Source organism: Parabacteroides sp. AF19-14, from assembly GCF_003635485.1.
Classification (GTDB): domain Bacteria; phylum Bacteroidota; class Bacteroidia; order Bacteroidales; family Tannerellaceae; genus Parabacteroides; species Parabacteroides distasonis.
In genome coordinates this window covers 231,092-248,736 of sequence record NZ_QTMJ01000007.1, presented here as the reverse complement: position 1 = coordinate 248,736, position 17,645 = coordinate 231,092, and the positions used below count along the sequence as shown (strand labels likewise).

16 protein-coding genes are annotated in these 17,645 nt (G+C 42.8%); 8 read left to right on the top strand and 8 right to left on the bottom strand.

The annotated features are described in order from the left end of the window. Positions 1-46: 46 nt before the first annotated feature. The 7 genes from DWX33_RS09745 to DWX33_RS09720 all read left to right on the top strand — a co-directional run bounded on the left by DWX33_RS09745 (position 47) and on the right by DWX33_RS09720 (position 7,276). Positions 47-1,165 (top strand): site-specific integrase, encoded by a 1,119-nt coding sequence (locus DWX33_RS09745; RefSeq protein ID WP_087395221.1) that lies wholly within the window; start codon positions 47-49, stop codon positions 1,163-1,165. Between the two features lie 107 nt (positions 1,166-1,272). Beyond that, a complete protein-coding gene (locus DWX33_RS22825) occupies positions 1,273-1,569 on the top strand; it encodes a hypothetical protein (RefSeq protein WP_233570161.1) in 297 nt (98 codons plus the stop codon). Next, entirely contained in the window at positions 1,484-2,245 is a 762-nt protein-coding gene (locus DWX33_RS09740) for a transposase (RefSeq protein WP_233570160.1), read from the top strand. The genes DWX33_RS22825 and DWX33_RS09740 overlap by 86 nt, the downstream gene beginning before the upstream one ends. A 197-nt stretch (positions 2,246-2,442) precedes the next feature. Then, positions 2,443-2,817, top strand: coding sequence for a helix-turn-helix domain-containing protein (locus tag DWX33_RS09735; protein WP_087395202.1), 375 nt, complete (start codon positions 2,443-2,445; stop codon positions 2,815-2,817). Positions 2,818-2,822: 5 nt separating this feature from the next. Continuing rightward, complete coding sequence (locus DWX33_RS09730) at positions 2,823-3,953, top strand: AAA family ATPase (protein ID WP_117892648.1); 1,131 nt, start codon at positions 2,823-2,825, stop codon at positions 3,951-3,953. A gap of 437 nt (positions 3,954-4,390) precedes the next feature. Beyond that, positions 4,391-5,503 carry a DUF6371 domain-containing protein gene (locus DWX33_RS09725; protein WP_117892660.1) on the top strand — a complete coding sequence of 371 codons (1,113 nt, stop codon included), beginning with the start codon at positions 4,391-4,393 and terminating at the stop codon, positions 5,501-5,503. Positions 5,504-5,809: 306 nt separating this feature from the next. After that, positions 5,810-7,276, top strand: coding sequence for a mobilization protein (locus DWX33_RS09720; protein WP_117892645.1), 1,467 nt, complete (start codon positions 5,810-5,812; stop codon positions 7,274-7,276). Positions 7,277-7,406: 130 nt separating this feature from the next. Here DWX33_RS09720 and DWX33_RS09715 read toward each other — a convergent pair whose 3' ends face one another. The 8 genes from DWX33_RS09715 to DWX33_RS09680 all read right to left on the bottom strand — a co-directional run bounded on the left by DWX33_RS09715 (position 7,407) and on the right by DWX33_RS09680 (position 15,588). Further along, positions 7,407-8,240: an ankyrin repeat domain-containing protein gene (locus tag DWX33_RS09715; RefSeq protein ID WP_158595295.1), complete on the bottom strand. Its 834-nt coding sequence runs from the start codon at positions 8,238-8,240 to the stop codon at positions 7,407-7,409. Positions 8,241-8,301: 61 nt separating this feature from the next. Beyond that, the gene (locus DWX33_RS09710; RefSeq protein ID WP_117892639.1) at positions 8,302-9,522 is read right to left on the bottom strand and encodes a PAAR-like protein; all 1,221 of its coding nucleotides are present in this window, start codon (positions 9,520-9,522) and stop codon (positions 8,302-8,304) included. A gap of 3 nt (positions 9,523-9,525) precedes the next feature. Next, the gene (locus DWX33_RS09705; RefSeq protein ID WP_117589743.1) at positions 9,526-10,320 is read right to left on the bottom strand and encodes a hypothetical protein; all 795 of its coding nucleotides are present in this window, start codon (positions 10,318-10,320) and stop codon (positions 9,526-9,528) included. 283 nt (positions 10,321-10,603) lie between these two features. After that, positions 10,604-12,358 carry a hypothetical protein gene (locus DWX33_RS09700; protein ID WP_117892636.1) on the bottom strand — a complete coding sequence of 585 codons (1,755 nt, stop codon included), beginning with the start codon at positions 12,356-12,358 and terminating at the stop codon, positions 10,604-10,606. 17 nt (positions 12,359-12,375) lie between these two features. Further along, on the bottom strand, positions 12,376-13,242 hold the full coding sequence (locus DWX33_RS09695; protein WP_117892633.1) for an energy transducer TonB: 867 nt from the start codon (positions 13,240-13,242) through the stop codon (positions 12,376-12,378). 37 nt (positions 13,243-13,279) lie between these two features. Further along, entirely contained in the window at positions 13,280-14,266 is a 987-nt protein-coding gene (locus DWX33_RS09690) for a hypothetical protein (RefSeq protein ID WP_117892630.1), read from the bottom strand. A 4-nt stretch (positions 14,267-14,270) separates the two neighbouring features. Further along, positions 14,271-14,699 (bottom strand): energy transducer TonB, encoded by a 429-nt coding sequence (locus tag DWX33_RS09685; RefSeq protein WP_117892627.1) that lies wholly within the window; start codon positions 14,697-14,699, stop codon positions 14,271-14,273. Between the two features lie 52 nt (positions 14,700-14,751). Next, a complete protein-coding gene (locus DWX33_RS09680; protein ID WP_117892624.1) occupies positions 14,752-15,588 on the bottom strand; it encodes an SH3 domain-containing protein in 837 nt (278 codons plus the stop codon). Positions 15,589-16,014: 426 nt separating this feature from the next. Between DWX33_RS09680 and DWX33_RS09670 the strand changes: the two genes are divergently transcribed. Continuing rightward, positions 16,015-16,914 (top strand): Abi family protein, encoded by a 900-nt coding sequence (locus DWX33_RS09670; RefSeq protein WP_117892621.1) that lies wholly within the window; start codon positions 16,015-16,017, stop codon positions 16,912-16,914. Positions 16,915-17,645: the final 731 nt, after the last annotated feature.

Here is a 17,645-nt window from a genome sequence, read left to right as displayed (position 1 = left end):
ACGGGACATTCCCGAAAATGTACAACCTATTAAAACCATCACCCATATGAGTAAATGTAAGACAGTTACCTTGCGCAAGCGCAAGATTAAGAACGGAACACAGTATTCACTATGTCTGGACTATTATCCCGGCTATCGTGACAATACCACCATGAAGGTGATTACCCGTGAAGCCCTTGGGATTTACATCTTCGCCAGACCCGCCAACCAGCAGGAGCGTGATTTCAATACACGCATGATGAAAAAGGCGGAAATACTGCGCAACCGACGTTATGAAGCTATCTTCAACGAGAACAACGGCTTCTTTGACAAAGCTAAAATGAAAGGCAATTTCCTCGCCTACTTCAAAGAACTGGCAGACAGGAAAAACACCAAGTGGCAGCATGTATATAAACACTTCGAACGTTTCGTGAACGGCAAATGCACCTTCGAAGAAGTGGATGTGGACTTGTGTCGCAAGTTCATGGAGTATCTGCTTGATGCCCCACAATCCGTTCATACCGGACAGAAGTTGCATGTCAATTCTGCTGCGGGTTACTGGTCTGCTTTCCGTGCCGTTCTCCATACCGCTTACCGTGACAGGAAGATTAAGGAGAACCCAAACGGATTCTTAGACCGCATAGAGAGCATCCCAACCATGAGAGAGCATTTGAGTCAGGAGGAACTGATACGGCTTGCCGAAACTCCCTGTGAAGAGGAAGTTTTGAAAAGGGCGTTCCTTTTCGGCTGCCTGACCGGACTGAGGAAAAGCGACATCAAACAACTTACCTGGCAGCAGATACAGCCGTACACCAACGGCAAGATGTTCGTTACCACCCGTATGCAGAAAACAAAGCAGATTGTACACAACCCCATCAGCGACGAAGCCTACAGGCTGCTTGGAGAGCGGCATGACGGACTTATCTTTGACGGATTCAAGGACAAAATGCTGCAAGGACCGTTGAAACGGTGGCTCCTTGCGGCAGGCATAACCAAGAAGATAACCTTCCACTGCACCCGACATTCATTTGGAAGTCTGCATGTGGAAATGGGTACGGACATGACTGTTATCCAAGCCTGTCTGGGACATAAGAACATAACTACCACACAGATTTATTCCAAGATGGCTGCGCAGCAGATGTGTGAAGTTGTTGACAAGATAACCTTGAAACGCAAGGAGGTTTAAGGCATATTAAACAGTCTCCGGTTCATTGATGGAGGGTACGGTCAAGCGTAAAGACGACAACCGTACCCTCCATTTTTCCAGTATTCCGCTAATACTAACTCTGGAATATGAAAACCGGATATGATTTAGGATTTTTGGTGAAAAACGATGAAAAAAAGCCCTCCAGCCGCAAGGAATGGAAAATATTCGGAAGAATACTATTATTTTTGCAAGGAAGGAGAACAGAATCGAGTAATAACCAGAAACAAAGACATGAATATGGAACCGTCCATCAAAGACAAATATATCATTTTAGGCTTCATCTTCGTAGCCATCTGTATGATTTCTTTTTTTATCACGATAATCATCGCAGCAAGTTTCAACCAGGACAATTTTGTAAGGCTGATAGTCTTCGTGTGCAGTAACCTTCTCGGATGGCTGCTGTATCTCTCTTTTCAGACAGTTATCTTCGATACATACGAAATCTACAGAATCAAGTTCGGCAAAAAGGAGATGAAAGAGATTACTACGGAAACCGTAGCCTTGCAGGAAGAAGAACCGCAGAATACAATAGAACCAGTAACGCAGATAGCGGAAGGGGCAAGCTCCGATGCACACCCCATAGAGCTGAATATCGACCCGAAGCGTCACGAAGAAATCCGTTCAAGTTATAAAGATGAGCAGGACAAGGAAAATGAGAGACGCATCCGCATGGTAGTGGAGTATATACATTTCTACATGCCCCGTATCGCAGACGAGGAGACAGTGAACCATGTCTGCAATGAGGTGAGCAACTGGATGAACAAGAACAACTACAAGCCGAAGCCGATAAAAAGGCGGCTGACACAGGACATCTCCAATATTCCGCTCCGTCATTTCATATGGAACATAGCGGAGCGTTGCATGTACAAGAGATATTATAATGGGGATAACCGTGCCCGTTTCGTCAAAGAGCTTTTCCCACGCGAGTTTTCCGAAACGGATATAGCGACCATCAAGAACTTCAAGGTTGACCCGTTAAAGTCCCCGATTCCCATTGACGAACCCGAAGACGGTAAACCGGATTTCCATTATCCGAATGGTTACTTGCGAAAAGAGTAAGAATCATCCCGTCTTTGAGCAATAACGACAAGTAGCCGACACTACTTAACAGCCTGTTTAATAGCATTTCCCGAATAACATTACCCATCGTTCACGGTTGGGCATCGTTATTTGGGAATTATTTTTTCGTGGAGGTATTCACGACCCTATCATTGCAGTCCTTTGCGGCAAGTCTTACAAAAGAGACGAATCGCAATATGGAAAGAACCAATCTGACTTTCAACGACCTCCCAGAGGTTGTGGCTCGGCTTCTGGACGAAGTCATGAGCCTGAAAAGCCTGCTCACCGAGCAGCACAGTGTGAACCATGCCAAGGCGGTGGACACCCATGTCCCCATGTCGGTAGATGAAGCGGCAGAGTACCTGGGAATACCCAAAGGAACGCTCTACATGAAGCTCTCGGATGGAAGTATTCCTGCCACTAAACCCGGCAAGCGCTATTGCCTTTACCGGGACGAACTTGACAAGTGGCTGGAATCCTCCCGGAAGAATCCGGTACCATTGTCCGACGAGGAACTGAATGAATCCATTTCCTCCTCACACCGCCGTAAACCCACCCAACGTAACTGGTAAGCGTTATGGAAGAGGACAAGAATTATATCAGTCTGATACAGGGCGACCTTGCAAGGGCTTCCCAGGTGCAGACCGGCATGCCGGAAAGTGTAGGCATGATGACCATCAAGACAGCCAACCTAACTATTCTTGAAGCGTCACAGCAACCTGCACCCCGTGCACTGTGGAAGAGTTTCTGGTATGAGGGCGAATTGTCCTGCCTCTTTGCGGACTCCAATGTTGGTAAGTCCATACTTGCCGTGCAGATAGCCGACCGTATCGCCCGGACAGACATTGTCCTGTATCTGGATTTTGAGCTGTCTGAAAAACAGTTCCAGCTTCGCTATACCGACAGACATGGCAGGCTGCATACCTTTCCCGACAAACTGTACCGGGTATCAATAGACTGCAACTCCCTGTTGGATGCCAACTTTGAGGAAGCCATTATTGGCAGCATCGAACAGATGGCATTGCAAACCGGATGTAGGATTTTCATCGTAGATAATCTTACCTACCTGTGCTGTGCTATTGAGAAAGGTGATGCAGCGGGACGGCTGATGATACACCTAAATAATCTCAAAAAGAGGTACGGACTGTCAATCCTTGTACTGGCACACACTCCCAAGCGTTCCATGGAGTGCCCCATCACATCCAACGACCTTGCAGGAAGCAAGCGGCTCTACAATTTCTTTGACAGCGTATTCGCCATCGGAAAGAGTGCCCTTGACGGGGGACTTCGCTATGTGAAGCAGCTCAAGGTGCGTTATGGCACCTTCTCCCATGATGCGGACAATGTGATCATCTATGAGATTGAAAAGGTGGATGCTTTCCTGCAATTTGTTCCCAGGGGCTTTTCTACAGAAAAGGAACATTTGAAACGGCTTGGCGACAACGAATCAAGCCAAAGGGACTTCCAGATTCTGCACCTTGCCCAATCCGGAAAATCTGTACGAGAGATAGCCTCGCAAGTGAACTGCGGCAAATCAACCGTCAGCCGGATAATCCAGCGCAGCAAAAATGGCAGCCATACAGATGAACTGAGTGTCCCACCGTCCCGTCCCATAGGGAAAAGGGACAATGGGACAGATAGGACAGCCAACGAAGTAAGACAGACGGAACTGCTTGCAGGACAAGGAAACGGGGAGGACAAGGCATGAACAAGTGGCCTGCACATACCTGTTTAAAGAGGAATGGTTCCACTTGCCGGATAAATGACCGTGCAAGCAGAAGCCGTTTTTACTGTTCTGTTTCAAAGTGTCCCACTGTCCCGGTCTTCATACCCGGGACAGTGGGACAGCATGGGACAGACGATACCCGACCAAGCAGATTTCGGAAAACCATCAAAGGTGATTTTGTAAAGAACTCCAAAAGGATTTTATATAAAGTAATGACAGTCAGTAGAGTGGCTACAGATGAAAATAGCAAGTCACCTGCCTTTCACTTGACAATTCCAAAACAAAAGGACTGTGAGAGCAGAGATTGTCCCAAGTGTCCCGAAGTGTCCCATCGTCCCAATCCTTGGAAGGACGGGACGTGGGACAGCGGGACAAGACGTGGCAGCAATAAAAATCAACCAACAGAATTGACATTAGGTATGGTAAACTATTCGTTACAGAAATACAAAGGGACTGCAACACGGCATACCTGCCCGAATTGCGGTGACAGACATTCTTTCGCCTACTATGTGGACGATAGCGGTGTACCGTTGCATCCGTCCGTAGGCAGGTGCAACCATGAAAGCAGTTGCGGTTATCATTATACTCCCAAGGAGTATTTCCACGACCGCCCTGAATGTCGTACCGCCAAGAGTTTTTCTTTTGACAAGAATAAAACAGAAAGGAAAACCGGACAGGCATTCCGGCAGACGGTTACAGGTTACATATCGCCACAGTATGTGGAAAGGTCGCAAAGCGTGCATAGTAACTTCTTCCGCTTCATTTCCTCTCTCCTTGGCTCTTATTACGGCAGCAAGGCAAAGGAAGTATTGAGGCGGTTGCTGGAAGAGTACCGCCTTGGAGCTACTCGGGACGGTGCTGTCATTTTCTGGCAGATTGACCGGGAAAACAAGGTACATACAGGCAAGGTGATGCAGTACAATCCAGAGAACGGACACCGTATCAAGGGAGGAGAAGCATTGGCAGTGGACTGGATACACAGCAAACTGAAAAGGCAACGGGTATTGCCGGAAGAGTGGCAGCTATCCCAGTGCCTCTTCGGGGAACACCTGCTGAATGTCTATCCCGATAAGGTAGCTGTCTTGGTGGAATCCGAGAAAAGTGCAGTTATCGGCTCTGCCATATTTCCCGGTTATGTATGGCTGGCGGCAGGAGGCAAGAGTCAGATGAGAGAGGAAAAACTCCGTGTGCTGGCCGGACGAACCGTACTCCTCTTTCCCGATGCCGATGCTTATGCCGAATGGAAGCAGCGTGCCGAGTGCATGAGTTTCTGTAAAGTGATAGTGTCTGACCTTATAGAAAAGAACGCCACACCGGAGCAGAAAGCAGCCCATATTGACATAGCCGACTGGATTGTCTTCCAGATACGGGAAAGTAAAATAATGTGTACAACCAGCCATCTTGTAGAGGCGGAAAGAATCCTCAGGCGGATGATTGACAAGAACCCCGTTCTGCAAAAACTAATCAATGAACTTGACCTTGTATTGGTCGGTGCCGCCCCAATATGCAACGGTAGCGAAGACCCTCCATGACGGAGGAGAACGGAAGCCGGTGACACGGGATGCGGGAAGAAGTGCTTGCACTCTTATAGCCCACTATAACTACACGCTCCGCTTTCGTAGTTGTGGGCTCTCCCGAGGGGCTGGGCGTTGCCCCGTCCCACTCAGGACGCTGCCCTGAGAACCCGGTAAGGGCTGTCAGCCCTATGCAACCTGACCAAAGAGTGACCCTCTCTTTGGAAACTCCGCTTATGGGTAACACCCCTAAGAACCCCATGCGGTTATAAGCGGACAGAAGCAATCAACATTATTCAACAACCCCAATCAATTTTCAAGAAAATGGCTACAAAATCAAGCATACATATCAAGCCTTGCAATGTTGCTTCCAGCATGCCTCATAACCGGAGGACACGCGAGTACATGCGCAATATTGCCAAGTCCAGAATTTATATCGTTCCCGAACTCTCCGCCGGTAACGAGCAGTGGGTAAACCGGAACTTCGGCAGCCCCGATCTGCAAAAGCACTACGACAACATAAAGCGGATGGTAAAGGAGAAGACCGGCCGTGCCATGCAGGAGAAAGAACGTGAGCGTAAAGGCAAGAACGGCAAAATCATCAAGGTGGCAGGATGCTCTCCCATACGTGAAGGAGTGATGCTCATCCGACCGGACACGACACTGGCGGACGTGCGTGAATTTGGTAATGAGTGCCAAAGACGCTGGGGTATCACACCGCTCCAGATTTATCTGCACAAGGACGAGGGACATTGGCTGTCCGGACAACCATCACCGGAGGATAGGGAGAGTTTCAAGGTGGGTGACAGATGGTTCAAGCCGAATTACCATGCGCACATTGTATTCGACTGGATGAACCACGATACAGGCAAGAGCATAAAACTCAATGATGACGATATGACAACGATGCAAAACCTGGCATCCGATATTCTCTCAATGGAGCGGGGACAATCAAAAGCCGTTACGGGAAAGAAACATCTGGAGCGTAATGACTTCATCATTGAGAAGCAGAAAGAGGAGATGAAGCGTCTTGACGCTACGAGGCAGTATCGGGAGCATCAACTGGAAAAAGCCAACCAAAAGATGCACGAGGCTGAAATAATCACCAACACCCTAAATGAAATAGCTATTCAAAAGGAACGGCAGAATGAAGAGCTTGACAGAGCTATCAGCGAGAAACGTTCCAGGCTGAATAAGGAGAAAGGCAGTGAACTGCTCAATGCCGCTGTCGGCTGGGCTACAGGCAGGTCAAAGGCTCTAAAAGGCGAAATAGAGGATTTGCGTCATGAGATTTCCACACATGAGGAAACCATCGGGCAGTTACAAGGCACAATCCGGACCATGCAGAACAGCCACCACCGTGAATTGATGAAGTTGAAATCTGAACATCAGTCTGAATTAAGCCGCAGGGATGCCGTGCATTCAGAGGAAACTATGAAACTTAAAAACCGGATTGCATGGCAGAATCTGATTATTGAGAGTCTCGGCTTCCTTTTGCTCAAGACAAGCGAGATTTTTCGTAAGGCGGTACACGGTATTATCCGTTTGGCAAGGGATTATTACAAGCCACGTTTTGATACGGAGCAGGTAGCGGACATCAAGGGTGCCCTTAATCTGTTCGGGGAGGACAGACAATCACACCGGGCGGCAGGTGATTTCCTGTATTTTACAGCCAAGCAAAAGGGCGGGTTTGATAACCGGGAGCAAATCAAAGCCAGACGGGAGGTTAGTAATGTGGTGGAGGGAAATTATGACCAGCAACAAAAATTGGGACGCTCAATGAGAAGGTAACATTAACTTATAGTTCCTCCCTTTGCCAACAAAAAGAGAACCAAATTGCTCTTTCTTAGGGGCACTCTGGTTCTCTTTTATGAGATTACCACTCTTATGTTGTATATAAGTGGAGGTTATATTTCGTGATTTACATCCACTTCCATTCTGTTTTGTTTTCGTCTGTTTTACCTTGATTCATATTGTTATCGTTTGAAATGGATGTACTATCTTCTTCAACCCTTTTGCTTTTAGTTACTGGAAATTTAATGCCCATTTTTTTCAAACGTTCTATTATTTCTTCCGCATGTGTTAAATACTCTGGAGTTCCTAATTTACGTTCTATTTGTTGCTGTAATTTATAGCCCAAACTAACTCCATCTTTATTTATTTGCTTAGGGTTTGCTCCATAGTCCAAAAAATACTCGACCAAATCAAGGTCTCTAACAATAGCTGCTGTAATGATAGGTGTATCTCCTAAATTATCGGGGACATTTAAATCTAAACCATGCTTCATCAAATATTTGATTCGCTCCATATCGCCTGCTCCACCAACAATAAGTTCGTGAATCGGGGTAAATGGGATAGTAGCGTTTACATCAGCACCGTACTCTATTAACAACTTTATATATTTTATATCCCAATCAGGATGACCACAAACAAAGGAAAGCGGCATTAACCTAAATGTACCCTCTTCTCGTTGAATATAATCGGGGTTATTCCCTTTAACCGGATGATTTACAAAGGATAAAAGATTGGGGTCTGCCCCTAATTTTAGTAAGAGTTTTGCCATATCATACTTTTGTATATATATGGCATACATAAGGTAGGTAAATCCATATTTCCCGGGGGTATTTATATCAACTCTACCATTGTTAACCATTTCTTTTATCTCACTTTTATTTCCATAGTAGATATTTTCTGCCATAGATAATTCTGCGCCTCTTGAAAAATATTTTTCCGGCATATATTTAGACTTGTTCATATTACAACTTGTAAACATAAAGAAAATACAATATATTATCAAGGATTTCATAAATCTTTGTTTAAAAGTCACTTGTAACCACTAACACATCAGGATTGTTTTCCTTTTCGCTCTTAAGGGTATTCAACAGATTAGATTCTTTTAGAAAATGACCATCAATTATATTGGAATTGGTTTCAAGCCCAATTTTTTCTCCTGCTACTTGTGGCAAATTATCACCTAACATCAGCCCACTACCTAAATAGGCAAGAAAGGCATTGCCACTACTTACTAATAGAGGACCTAAAATACTTCGGTTATTTTGTATCATATTTAAAGGGTCGTCTGTTGAGTAATATGCCTGTATTTGCCCCATGCTATTTGGACTCAGTTCTTGATCTTTCAATGTTTTAGGATGAAGTCCTGCTGCATTAAAGGTATAAGCATTGCATCCTGTAGCAACAGAAGCAATAGAAGCAAGCCCACCTCCTAAAGAATGTCCCGTAATAATCAAATTCTTTTGTCCTGCATACTCTTGTACCTTATCGGCTAATTCTATCGCTTTACGATATTGTCCTCTTTTTTTATCATCCAATCCAATTCCTTGCCGAATATCAGTAATCCAATCCTTTAAATTCTCAGTGCCTGCAAAAGCCAGTATATAAAGGTTTTCTTTTTCATTGTAATACAGACTCGCCTTAAATCCGGATTCATTTTCCCAACAACCTTCTTCTATTTTTATATCCTCTGTAGCTTCTTTCCATCCCTCGGGTAATTCAGCATTACTATCCTTTTTTTTATAACAGAAATCACTAATCATTAGACAGTCGATTGCTAATTGAATCTTAGGCAGAACAATAGATACCATGCCGCCCAAAAGACAATTCAGTTTGGCATCAGGCATCAGAGCCATTTGGTTTTGGATTAACACACTGTTCTTTACGCTTGTCCATTTGCCCGGCTTGGTCAGACAGGCGCATATACATGGCATCAATGAGAGTAGCTTTCCGCTAATAGAACCGGTCAGGGCACTTGTCCCTACAGCAGCTATAATACCCCCTATGGCAGCTCCTCCCGTAAAAACAGCTCCGGCAGCAGCGGCAGCTCCAACAATAGCACCTACCATAGCTCCTGCGGAAACCATCTTCAAACAATAGAAATTGTTATCCATCCGGTCATTCATGGTTGCCACAAGTTTTCCATGTGCATAAACCGTTTTTTGGCTCTTTACCAGCATACGCTGCATACAAGTCCCTTCCGAACAAATAAGCCAGTTACCGTCGATTAAAAATTTACGTGCCATAATCTATTCTTTTGGAATTAAACTGAAAGTTACAGTCTTTTTGTGAACGAATCTGTCGCTTGACTGCTCCTTTATACAAGCCTCTATTTTCTGAACTCTGTGTTCAGAATTGAATATGTATTCTATGTCAATGGTAAAATCATAGTCAAATTCACTTTGTGTCAAGGGTTTGATTTGTTTGTCGTAGGCTTTCTTCATCGCAGACTGATGATGAACATATCCTTTGCCGCAATAATGTTGCCTGTCTCTTTCTGAAACCGTTTTCTGCAAGTCAATATCTATAAGTTCTCCCTCGTTTAAAACGGAAGGAAGTTCTATCTCGAATTTGTTTTCTTCTCTATAGCGAACCAAAAATATGAGGTGTAGAAGAGATTGCATTAGCGTACCTTCACAGGCATAATAAGCGTAATCCAGTTTTTCTATCATTTTTTTGACCTGCTTGATTCCTTCGTATTCAGAAAGAAGTCCATTTCTTACATTTTCCCATTTATCTTGGATTTCTTTTATATTGACAACAGAAGAAAGGTAGCCATAATTGTCAATACATAAATGCAAATGCCGGAATATGGAGTTGAGCTGATTGAATAGTTTATACGTCGGGAGAACTTCTGGTGCATTGCTATGCGGAAGCTCAACGACATCAATAATAATATTCCGGTAACGTCTTTCATCATAGAAGTAATGAGCACTCCATTTTTGACAGGTTATTTCATCATAGAGTGGCTCACTATTGATTTCTGTAAGACTTGCAATTTCTATAGCATAGTCCAAAGTAATTTCTTTCACCGTCTTATCCATAAGGTCAAATTGATTGATGTATTTTCAAAAGTAATAAAAAGGACAGAAACGTAATCATCTTGATTCATATTTTTCTGATTACCATGCTTAAAAACATCAAATCGCTACCTGGTGTTCATATTTAGTTCTTTACTTTACCTTGTAATTCTAATCAGACCTAAAAAACAAGAGAATCCATTAGCCAATAACGTAGATAACAGATTCTCTTGTCAGATAAGGAGCATAAACTGTTGTATTACTAATCTTAGATAAGGAATAGTGTTAACCCTAAGTCAATGTACGTTTACCAATATTCAACGGTTCTATTCTCAATGTATTCTTTGGGGAATGTTTGCTTTTTGCCGATATAGTTCATGTTTTCGTCATAGTCGTCATATTCGATAGTGCAGCAGACTTTCCTTTCTGTCCAGTTCTTGTGCTTATCGAATTTGGTATAAGTATAACGATATGTGGCTGTTCCATCCTCCGGATGTTTTTGTACCATTGTTGCCGGGTATTTGCTGTCACCCACATAAGTGTATATCCGGGTAATGTAAGCCATATGCGAAGAAAACTTATGACTGGTGATTCTATTGCTTTTATCAAACGTGTAAATTTGATCAAGTTCTGCATTGGTATTTGCATCCGGACAAATATCTGTCCGAAGACCGTCTTTGGATTCAATGCTTACCAAATGATCTTCCCAACCCTCGACCTTGTAGGAAGCGGCTGTAACGTATTGATAGGTTGCTCTGTCGCCAAATTCATCCTGCATAGCAACAAGGTTGCCGACCTGGTCGAATTCGTATGATTCCTCATGGATTTTCACCGATTTTACCTTGCCGAACAAACCGTAAATATCCGTACCTTTATAGCGCAAATGACCCATTACGGCAGATTCTTTATTTTTCTTATTTTCTTTTTCGGAAGCCACCGTCTTTTCATCCCAATAATCAATGCTTCGCGAGATTGTCAGGCTGGGAGTTTCGCCCGGCTTGACCGCAGAAGAACGGTCTTGATTAGAAGTAAATCCGTTTTTAAAAGCTTTATAATAGGTACGCAAGGCTGGAATATCATCTATGTTAGCAGGGAAAGTAACGGTGGCTTGCGTCCAGTTCCCTTTCTCATCATACACATATTCATAGGAAATGGTAAACTTCATATCATCCACTCTCCAGCTATTTCCTTTGTTCTTATATACACCTCCATTATAAGTCCAGGTAGCCAAATCGCCGTGCGAATTATAAGTAAAATTGCTGGTGCAAGTCAATGTTTCCGTACCTTGATCAAATTTAACAGGAATGTTTTCTACAGCTTGCGTGCAGAGATGCCCTGCGTAAGCATAGCTTGTCACCGATTGTCCCAGTTTGTAACTGTTGATGCCTTTTAGAAACATATTTGAGGTATTGGGAGTCTCGAAGGACTCCAAGTGAGCAAGTGAATCGAACTGCATTTTATGAATCGTTACACCAGCTTCGTTGACCGTACCATCCTTATTTTCAGGCAGGATGGACTGCAAAGCTCCATTGGCATGATAAGCATACAAAAAAGTAGCCGTATCGTAATGTCCCCGTCCGTTCTTGTCACGACGTATTAGCCGGCCGATACTATTGTAGGTAAAACCGTCATCTTTTTTTCGGCGTTTGTAACGCCCGTCATCTACTGATTTGATTTGAATTAGGTTAGAATGATTGTCGTATTCATACGAAATCACGTCAAATCCGGTTGCTCCTACATTGAAGGAAGTACGCCGCTGCTCAGCCAAACGACCGTTTGGCAAAAACTCGTATTGCGAGCTACTTGTTACGCCCCATGCTGCATCATGGTATTCGTAGGTTATCAACTTCGGATAATTACGCAGTCCCATCTTTGCCCAATCCGTAGGATAGTTTACGAAATAAGGCATCAGATGTTCTACATTCATATCCATTCTGATTGGTTCGAAATACACCTGCAAAGGCGTATAAGGCTGACTGTTTTCGCTGCTGTTACAGCTTGCCGCTCCTATGGCCAGCAAGCAGGACAGACTGATAGATTGAATGAATTGTAATGTTTTCATAGGTTGGCTTTCTGGGTTTATAGACTAAAAGTAACATAAACTGCCGATTGCACCCGTACAGGCTGTCCATCTTTGGTGCCGGGTGTCCATTTCTTCAAGGATTTCACCACTCGTATAGCCTCGGTGTTAAGATTGGCATGAACCTTTTTCACTGCCGTCACATCTGAAACCGAACCGTCTTTCTCCACTATAAAAGAAACAAGCACGTTGCCTTGAATCTTTTGCTGTTTGCACACCATAGGATAGCGGATACTTCGGGCAATATCGGACTGTAAAGCCCCGGCTCCACCGGGATATTCAGGTTTCTGGTCCACCTCACTACTCTTATATATTTTGTTAGGGCTGACTTTTGGCTGTACAGGCTTCTGCTGTGGTTCTTCGTTCGATGTGGCCTTTGGCATGCCAAATCTTCTTTCGGAAGCATTTTTACCTGCTTCTTTCGGCTCTCTCAGTTCTTGCTGTAAAAGTCTTTGCAGTACCTCACTAGAAATAAAAAATCCATTGAACTGGGCTGGAGCATAGCCGGAAAAAGCCGAAACAACCTCAAAGCTGAACGGCTTCCCTTCTTCAATACGAGGAAAATAATAGGTTCCAGCCGTTTTTATCCGGTTGCCCGGCATTAGGTAAAACAGGTCTATCGGTTGGCTCCTGCTGGTTTTCTGAGCCATACCTTTTATCTGAAACTTATAACCTCCATTTGCCTGTCCTGTACAAATGATACTAGTCACATGCCAATACCGGTCCACACCGGCATCGCATTTAAACGGAACATTGACCGGATAGCTCTTAGGAGGAATAGAAAAACTTGTTTGTGCAAGGACTTTATGTCCCATAAAGACTACCGCTAAGGTAATCAAACACAAGAAAATAGATAATCGTTTCATCAGTATATATGTTTAAAGTTATAATTCAAAGAAATGCCTAAATCATGATTTCGTAATAAAATGTGGCTGCCAGTTCATCCTCATTATAAGCATCTTTCCTGATACAGTCTTTTACATAATCATCTTTAGCAGGCATGGAAGGGTTAATCAGTTCCTTGGCAATGCGATTGTAACTGGACTCCTTGGAGTAAGACCCTTCCCATTCATTTTCGTATTTCATGCGGTATTTCCACATCTCACGCACACAATCAGGGACCTGGTTATATCCATCTATATAGTCTATCTTATGTCCATTTACCGTCAATTGGGTAATGTTGGTTTTAAGACCATATTCATCAAGTAATTCTTTTATTGGCAGGTCATTCACTTTGGATGCTTTAATATCAAAAGCATAATTGAAACTCATCGAATTGTCCACTTCGATAGGGGAAGAGAACGGTTTGTCCACTGTCAACTGATTACGTCCCATCATACTGCCTTGAAGTCCGTAGTATGCCTCGACCTTATCTACTTTCCCTTTTAAAGGTATCAGGCGTAACCGCACTTTGACATACCCCAGAAAAACATTTGACTTGTCCAAAATATCAACCAGCTCAATTTTCAGGTAGTTGTCGGTCTGATAATCTTCTAAAAAATGTTGCCAATGATGATCTATTGAATCAACCTTTGCGTTGACAGAGCCATATTTTCTTTCCCATTCTGCTCCATATCGTTCTTCTTGCTTATCCAATTCCGTAGTATTTAAACACACAGAAAGAAAGTCTTTCAGACGCTTGTAACTTAAATCATCCATAGTGGCTTTTTCAGAAGCAGTCAGTGGGGAATGACGTTTTTCCAATGCGTCAAGCATGGAGAAGACCATACCGTATTCAATATCTTTCTTTATCAATTCATTCCGCTCATCCAAAGACAGCGGCTCAGAAATGGATTTGTTCTCATTTCCGCATGAAGTCATCACCAGACTCCAAACACCCAATACCAGTACGATGCGGTATGTGGACAATATTCCCTTGTCAGTTTTCATACTGCTATAATTTAAAAGTGATAGGTAACGTAAATTCCACATTCACAGGTTTACCGTCCTGTGTGCCGGGAGTCCAGCGAGGCATGGACTTGACCAATCGAACAGCCTCTTTATCCAGGTTTGTATCGACCGACTTGGTAATTCGGACATTTCCGATTGAACCGTCGCTCTTGACTGTAAATTTAACCATCACTTTGCCTTGTATTTTCAGTTCCTTACAAACAGTCGGATACTTCAGATTATCCGAAATAAATTTCACCAATGCGTTGATTCCTCCGGGAAATTCCGGAGCCACCTCCCGCTTGTTTTGAAAAACTTCAGCCAGCACAGGTGAGTTTCCTATTGCTCTTGATTCATCTGCTATTTGTGCAGCCAAACAGTCCCCGATTAGCAGCGTCGATAATATACTGCTTAAAATAAAATACTTTTTCATACGGTTTTATTATTTAGTTGTCAATACGTTATACAAAATTCATCTTGCCGATTCATTTTCGGTAAAATCCGGAACTGTCACGTCCCCATTTACCGCCAAATTGATCGGTGTAGTCGCACTCGCTATAAGGAGAATCTTGTGTAAGATTATACACAGTACCGGATTCGGTAAAACTTACTGTTTTCAAGCCTCCTGAACTGCTTGACGATGAACTGCTCCAGGATTCTGTTGCACCCTTGTGCAAGTCTTTAAAGCCCAAAACGCCCATGACAAGACCTATTCCGTTGCCTATTCTGAATCCCCATTGAGCCATATTCCACATCGTATCAGATTCTATCCATCCAAGCCAATCAAGAATAAATCCTATAACTAATCCAATACCACCCACTATCAATCCAACAAAGAGCATCAATGCTACGAATTGCAGGAGAATCTTAATAAGGTAAATGGCTATACCTATAACCAAAATCCATTTCAGTGCTGTAAACCAAACAGACTCACCTTCGGAATCGAACAGCCAGGAAGTCAAATCCCATGATTCTTCTTTGGCAGAAGCGCCTGTTGCGCCAGTATCCGTTACGGCTTCCAGATAGGATGCACTGACATAACCTTGCCAGCCGTTATAATTGAAATTAGCCCATCCGTTTTCAATGGAAATAACATCAATCACATTATCTTGGGAAAGTTGCCCTAATACCTCTCCGTTCTTGTTGGCAGAAGCCCGTACATTAAGACCATTGGGGGCAGTCACCCGGTAATAATCAGCAAAGGATTGCGTACAAAGGAAAAAACTAAAGATAAGAAAAACGAGCCATTTAGCATGGTCTCTGCAAACGAACAACTCTTTCAGCATACAGATACTTTGCTGAGTTACATATCTGTTCATCATATACAACAGGACTCTTGCAGTCCCACAGAGCCTACTTAATTAAACCACGAAGCGTGGAACTGCAAATGCCACACTCTAAATTGAAGGTCGTAGGAAACCTGAGATACAGATATGGTAATAGCAGCCCACGCTATAGCGTGAGAACCACTATGCTATCCCTTGTATCTCTTTTGAAAATTTCCTACGTTTTCAATTTACAAGATAAGCATAACGCTTCTTTCTAAATCTAATATGTCTTGGAAAGAGTTGCCTCAATCCACGCACAAAAATAGTGATTATGTTTGAAATAGAAGAAGATATAATAAAAAAACTGTTCTTTTTTTTGCTTGTGCTTGCAAGATTAAAAATTATGCTTTATTTTTGCAGTAACAAATCCCGCCCGCTTCCCGTAAGATTAGCGTACCCAGCGGGACATTTTTTTTATCTATGGGAGTCAGATATACGAATCAAGCCATAACCACTGAACAGCAAATTGAAATTCTCAAAGAGAGGGGTTTGCATATTGATGATATAAAACAGGCCATTGATGTTTTGGATACCATCAGCTATTTTCGTCTTGCAGGTTATTGGAAACACTTTGAAATAGATCATTTTACACACCAATTTAGAGCAGGCAGTTGCTTTTCTGATATAGTAAAATTATATTCTTTTGATAAGGAGCTTCGGGCTTTATTGTTTACTGCCATTCAAACAATTGAAGTTTCTGTACGCACAAAAATAATCAAGCACTTTGCTCTTGAATTTGGCGCATTTTGGTTTATGGATGAAAGCTATTCGACCAATGAAGTACGTTTTGCTGCAAATTTAGCTGTCATCCGTAAAGAGGTATCACGTTCTCATGATGATTTCATTATTGAGCATTTTCGCAAATATAGTGAACCAGAACTGCCTCCTGTGTGGAAAACATTGGAAGTAATCTCAATGGGTACACTTTCCAAACTTTATTCTAATTTTTCGGATGCCAGTGCAAAACATGCTGTAGCAAGAGAGTTTGGTTTGAATCATCACAAGTTCTTGCGAAGTTGGCTGGAATGTCTTGCTGTACTTCGTAATTGCTGCGCTCATCATTCAAGACTGTCAAACCGGGTTTTTCCAGTGAAGCCCAAAATGCCGGAACGTATGCCTAATACATGGATTGCAAATTTTTCATTTCGAGAGCAGACTCTATATCCACAGTTGTGCTACGTGGCATATTGGCTCAACTCCATTACATCTGACAACACTTTTATTGCTGATTTCAAGCAACTTTTAGCAAAATATCCTTCAGTAAACACTCGTTTGTTAGGTTTTCCTTGCAATTGGGAACAAGAGCCTTTATGGAGATAAGGATTTATTTCTTCCCTGAAAGACGAAATTCTATATTATCACCCATATAGACATTTAACTCCTTATGTCAGATGCAAAGATAGCCTGCCTCTGTGGAATGGGAAAAGGTCAAGCGGCGTACCGTTTAGGGCTGTTTCTTCCTCCTTCGGAGAGTAAACAGCCCTAAAACCTTTTCCCATTCATCGGCATGGCTTAGTGTTGCATCGGGCAACGGAGACAAACGACCGACGAAATAGTAGGTTACAGAATAAAGAGAAACGAGAATAACTAACCTTAATTCAAAAAAGGATGACACACTTTTTTGTTTTAATTTCGGGAACTCTCATTTTGCAAATATAAATTGGGCAAGCGGCAGACTGCACTCCCTCTAAAATATTAGATTGGGGATATACTTTCTTTTGCTTTATCTCTTTCTCATGTGCACATTGGAATAAGAAGGTAACAAGAAATGCAAATAGTGACACAACAAAATATAACCTTTTTGAAGGCTTAAAAAGTTGGCTAAATAGAAGTAGAATGTCGAAATCAAATTGATTTGAAAAGAAGAAAATGCCTATATAGAGGCTCTTAATAGGTTAAGAAATAATAAAAGCGTTAAATCTTCTCGTTTTAGAATGTTCCTTTAAATATTATGACCATATTTCAGACTTATTGTTTACAAAGCATTGAGTAACAACTGTTTGTAAATACTACCTTTGTATTCGGTATAGTCCTGTTGCTTAGAGCTCATG

What these genes read in the sequence shown, in the direction of transcription:
- DWX33_RS09720 (WP_117892645.1), top strand. Translation starts at nt 5,810, where the DNA reads ATGGCTACAAAATCAAGCATACATATCAAGCCTTGCAATGTTGCTTCC.
- DWX33_RS09730 (WP_117892648.1), top strand. Translation starts at nt 2,823, where the DNA reads ATGGAAGAGGACAAGAATTATATCAGTCTGATACAGGGCGACCTTGCA.
- DWX33_RS09700 (WP_117892636.1), bottom strand. Translation starts at nt 12,358, where the DNA reads ATGAAAACATTACAATTCATTCAATCTATCAGTCTGTCCTGCTTGCTG.
- DWX33_RS09715 (WP_158595295.1), bottom strand. Translation starts at nt 8,240, where the DNA reads ATGAACAAGTCTAAATATATGCCGGAAAAATATTTTTCAAGAGGCGCA.
- DWX33_RS09695 (WP_117892633.1), bottom strand. Translation starts at nt 13,242, where the DNA reads ATGAAACGATTATCTATTTTCTTGTGTTTGATTACCTTAGCGGTAGTC.
- DWX33_RS09685 (WP_117892627.1), bottom strand. Translation starts at nt 14,699, where the DNA reads ATGAAAAAGTATTTTATTTTAAGCAGTATATTATCGACGCTGCTAATC.
- DWX33_RS09710 (WP_117892639.1), bottom strand. Translation starts at nt 9,522, where the DNA reads ATGGCACGTAAATTTTTAATCGACGGTAACTGGCTTATTTGTTCGGAA.
- DWX33_RS09740 (WP_233570160.1), top strand. Translation starts at nt 1,484, where the DNA reads ATGATTTCTTTTTTTATCACGATAATCATCGCAGCAAGTTTCAACCAG.
- DWX33_RS09735 (WP_087395202.1), top strand. Translation starts at nt 2,443, where the DNA reads ATGGAAAGAACCAATCTGACTTTCAACGACCTCCCAGAGGTTGTGGCT.
- DWX33_RS09680 (WP_117892624.1), bottom strand. Translation starts at nt 15,588, where the DNA reads ATGATGAACAGATATGTAACTCAGCAAAGTATCTGTATGCTGAAAGAG.
- DWX33_RS09705 (WP_117589743.1), bottom strand. Translation starts at nt 10,320, where the DNA reads ATGGATAAGACGGTGAAAGAAATTACTTTGGACTATGCTATAGAAATT.
- DWX33_RS09670 (WP_117892621.1), top strand. Translation starts at nt 16,015, where the DNA reads ATGGGAGTCAGATATACGAATCAAGCCATAACCACTGAACAGCAAATT.
- DWX33_RS09725 (WP_117892660.1), top strand. Translation starts at nt 4,391, where the DNA reads ATGGTAAACTATTCGTTACAGAAATACAAAGGGACTGCAACACGGCAT.
- DWX33_RS09745 (WP_087395221.1), top strand. Translation starts at nt 47, where the DNA reads ATGAGTAAATGTAAGACAGTTACCTTGCGCAAGCGCAAGATTAAGAAC.
- DWX33_RS09690 (WP_117892630.1), bottom strand. Translation starts at nt 14,266, where the DNA reads ATGAAAACTGACAAGGGAATATTGTCCACATACCGCATCGTACTGGTA.
- DWX33_RS22825 (WP_233570161.1), top strand. Translation starts at nt 1,273, where the DNA reads ATGAAAACCGGATATGATTTAGGATTTTTGGTGAAAAACGATGAAAAA.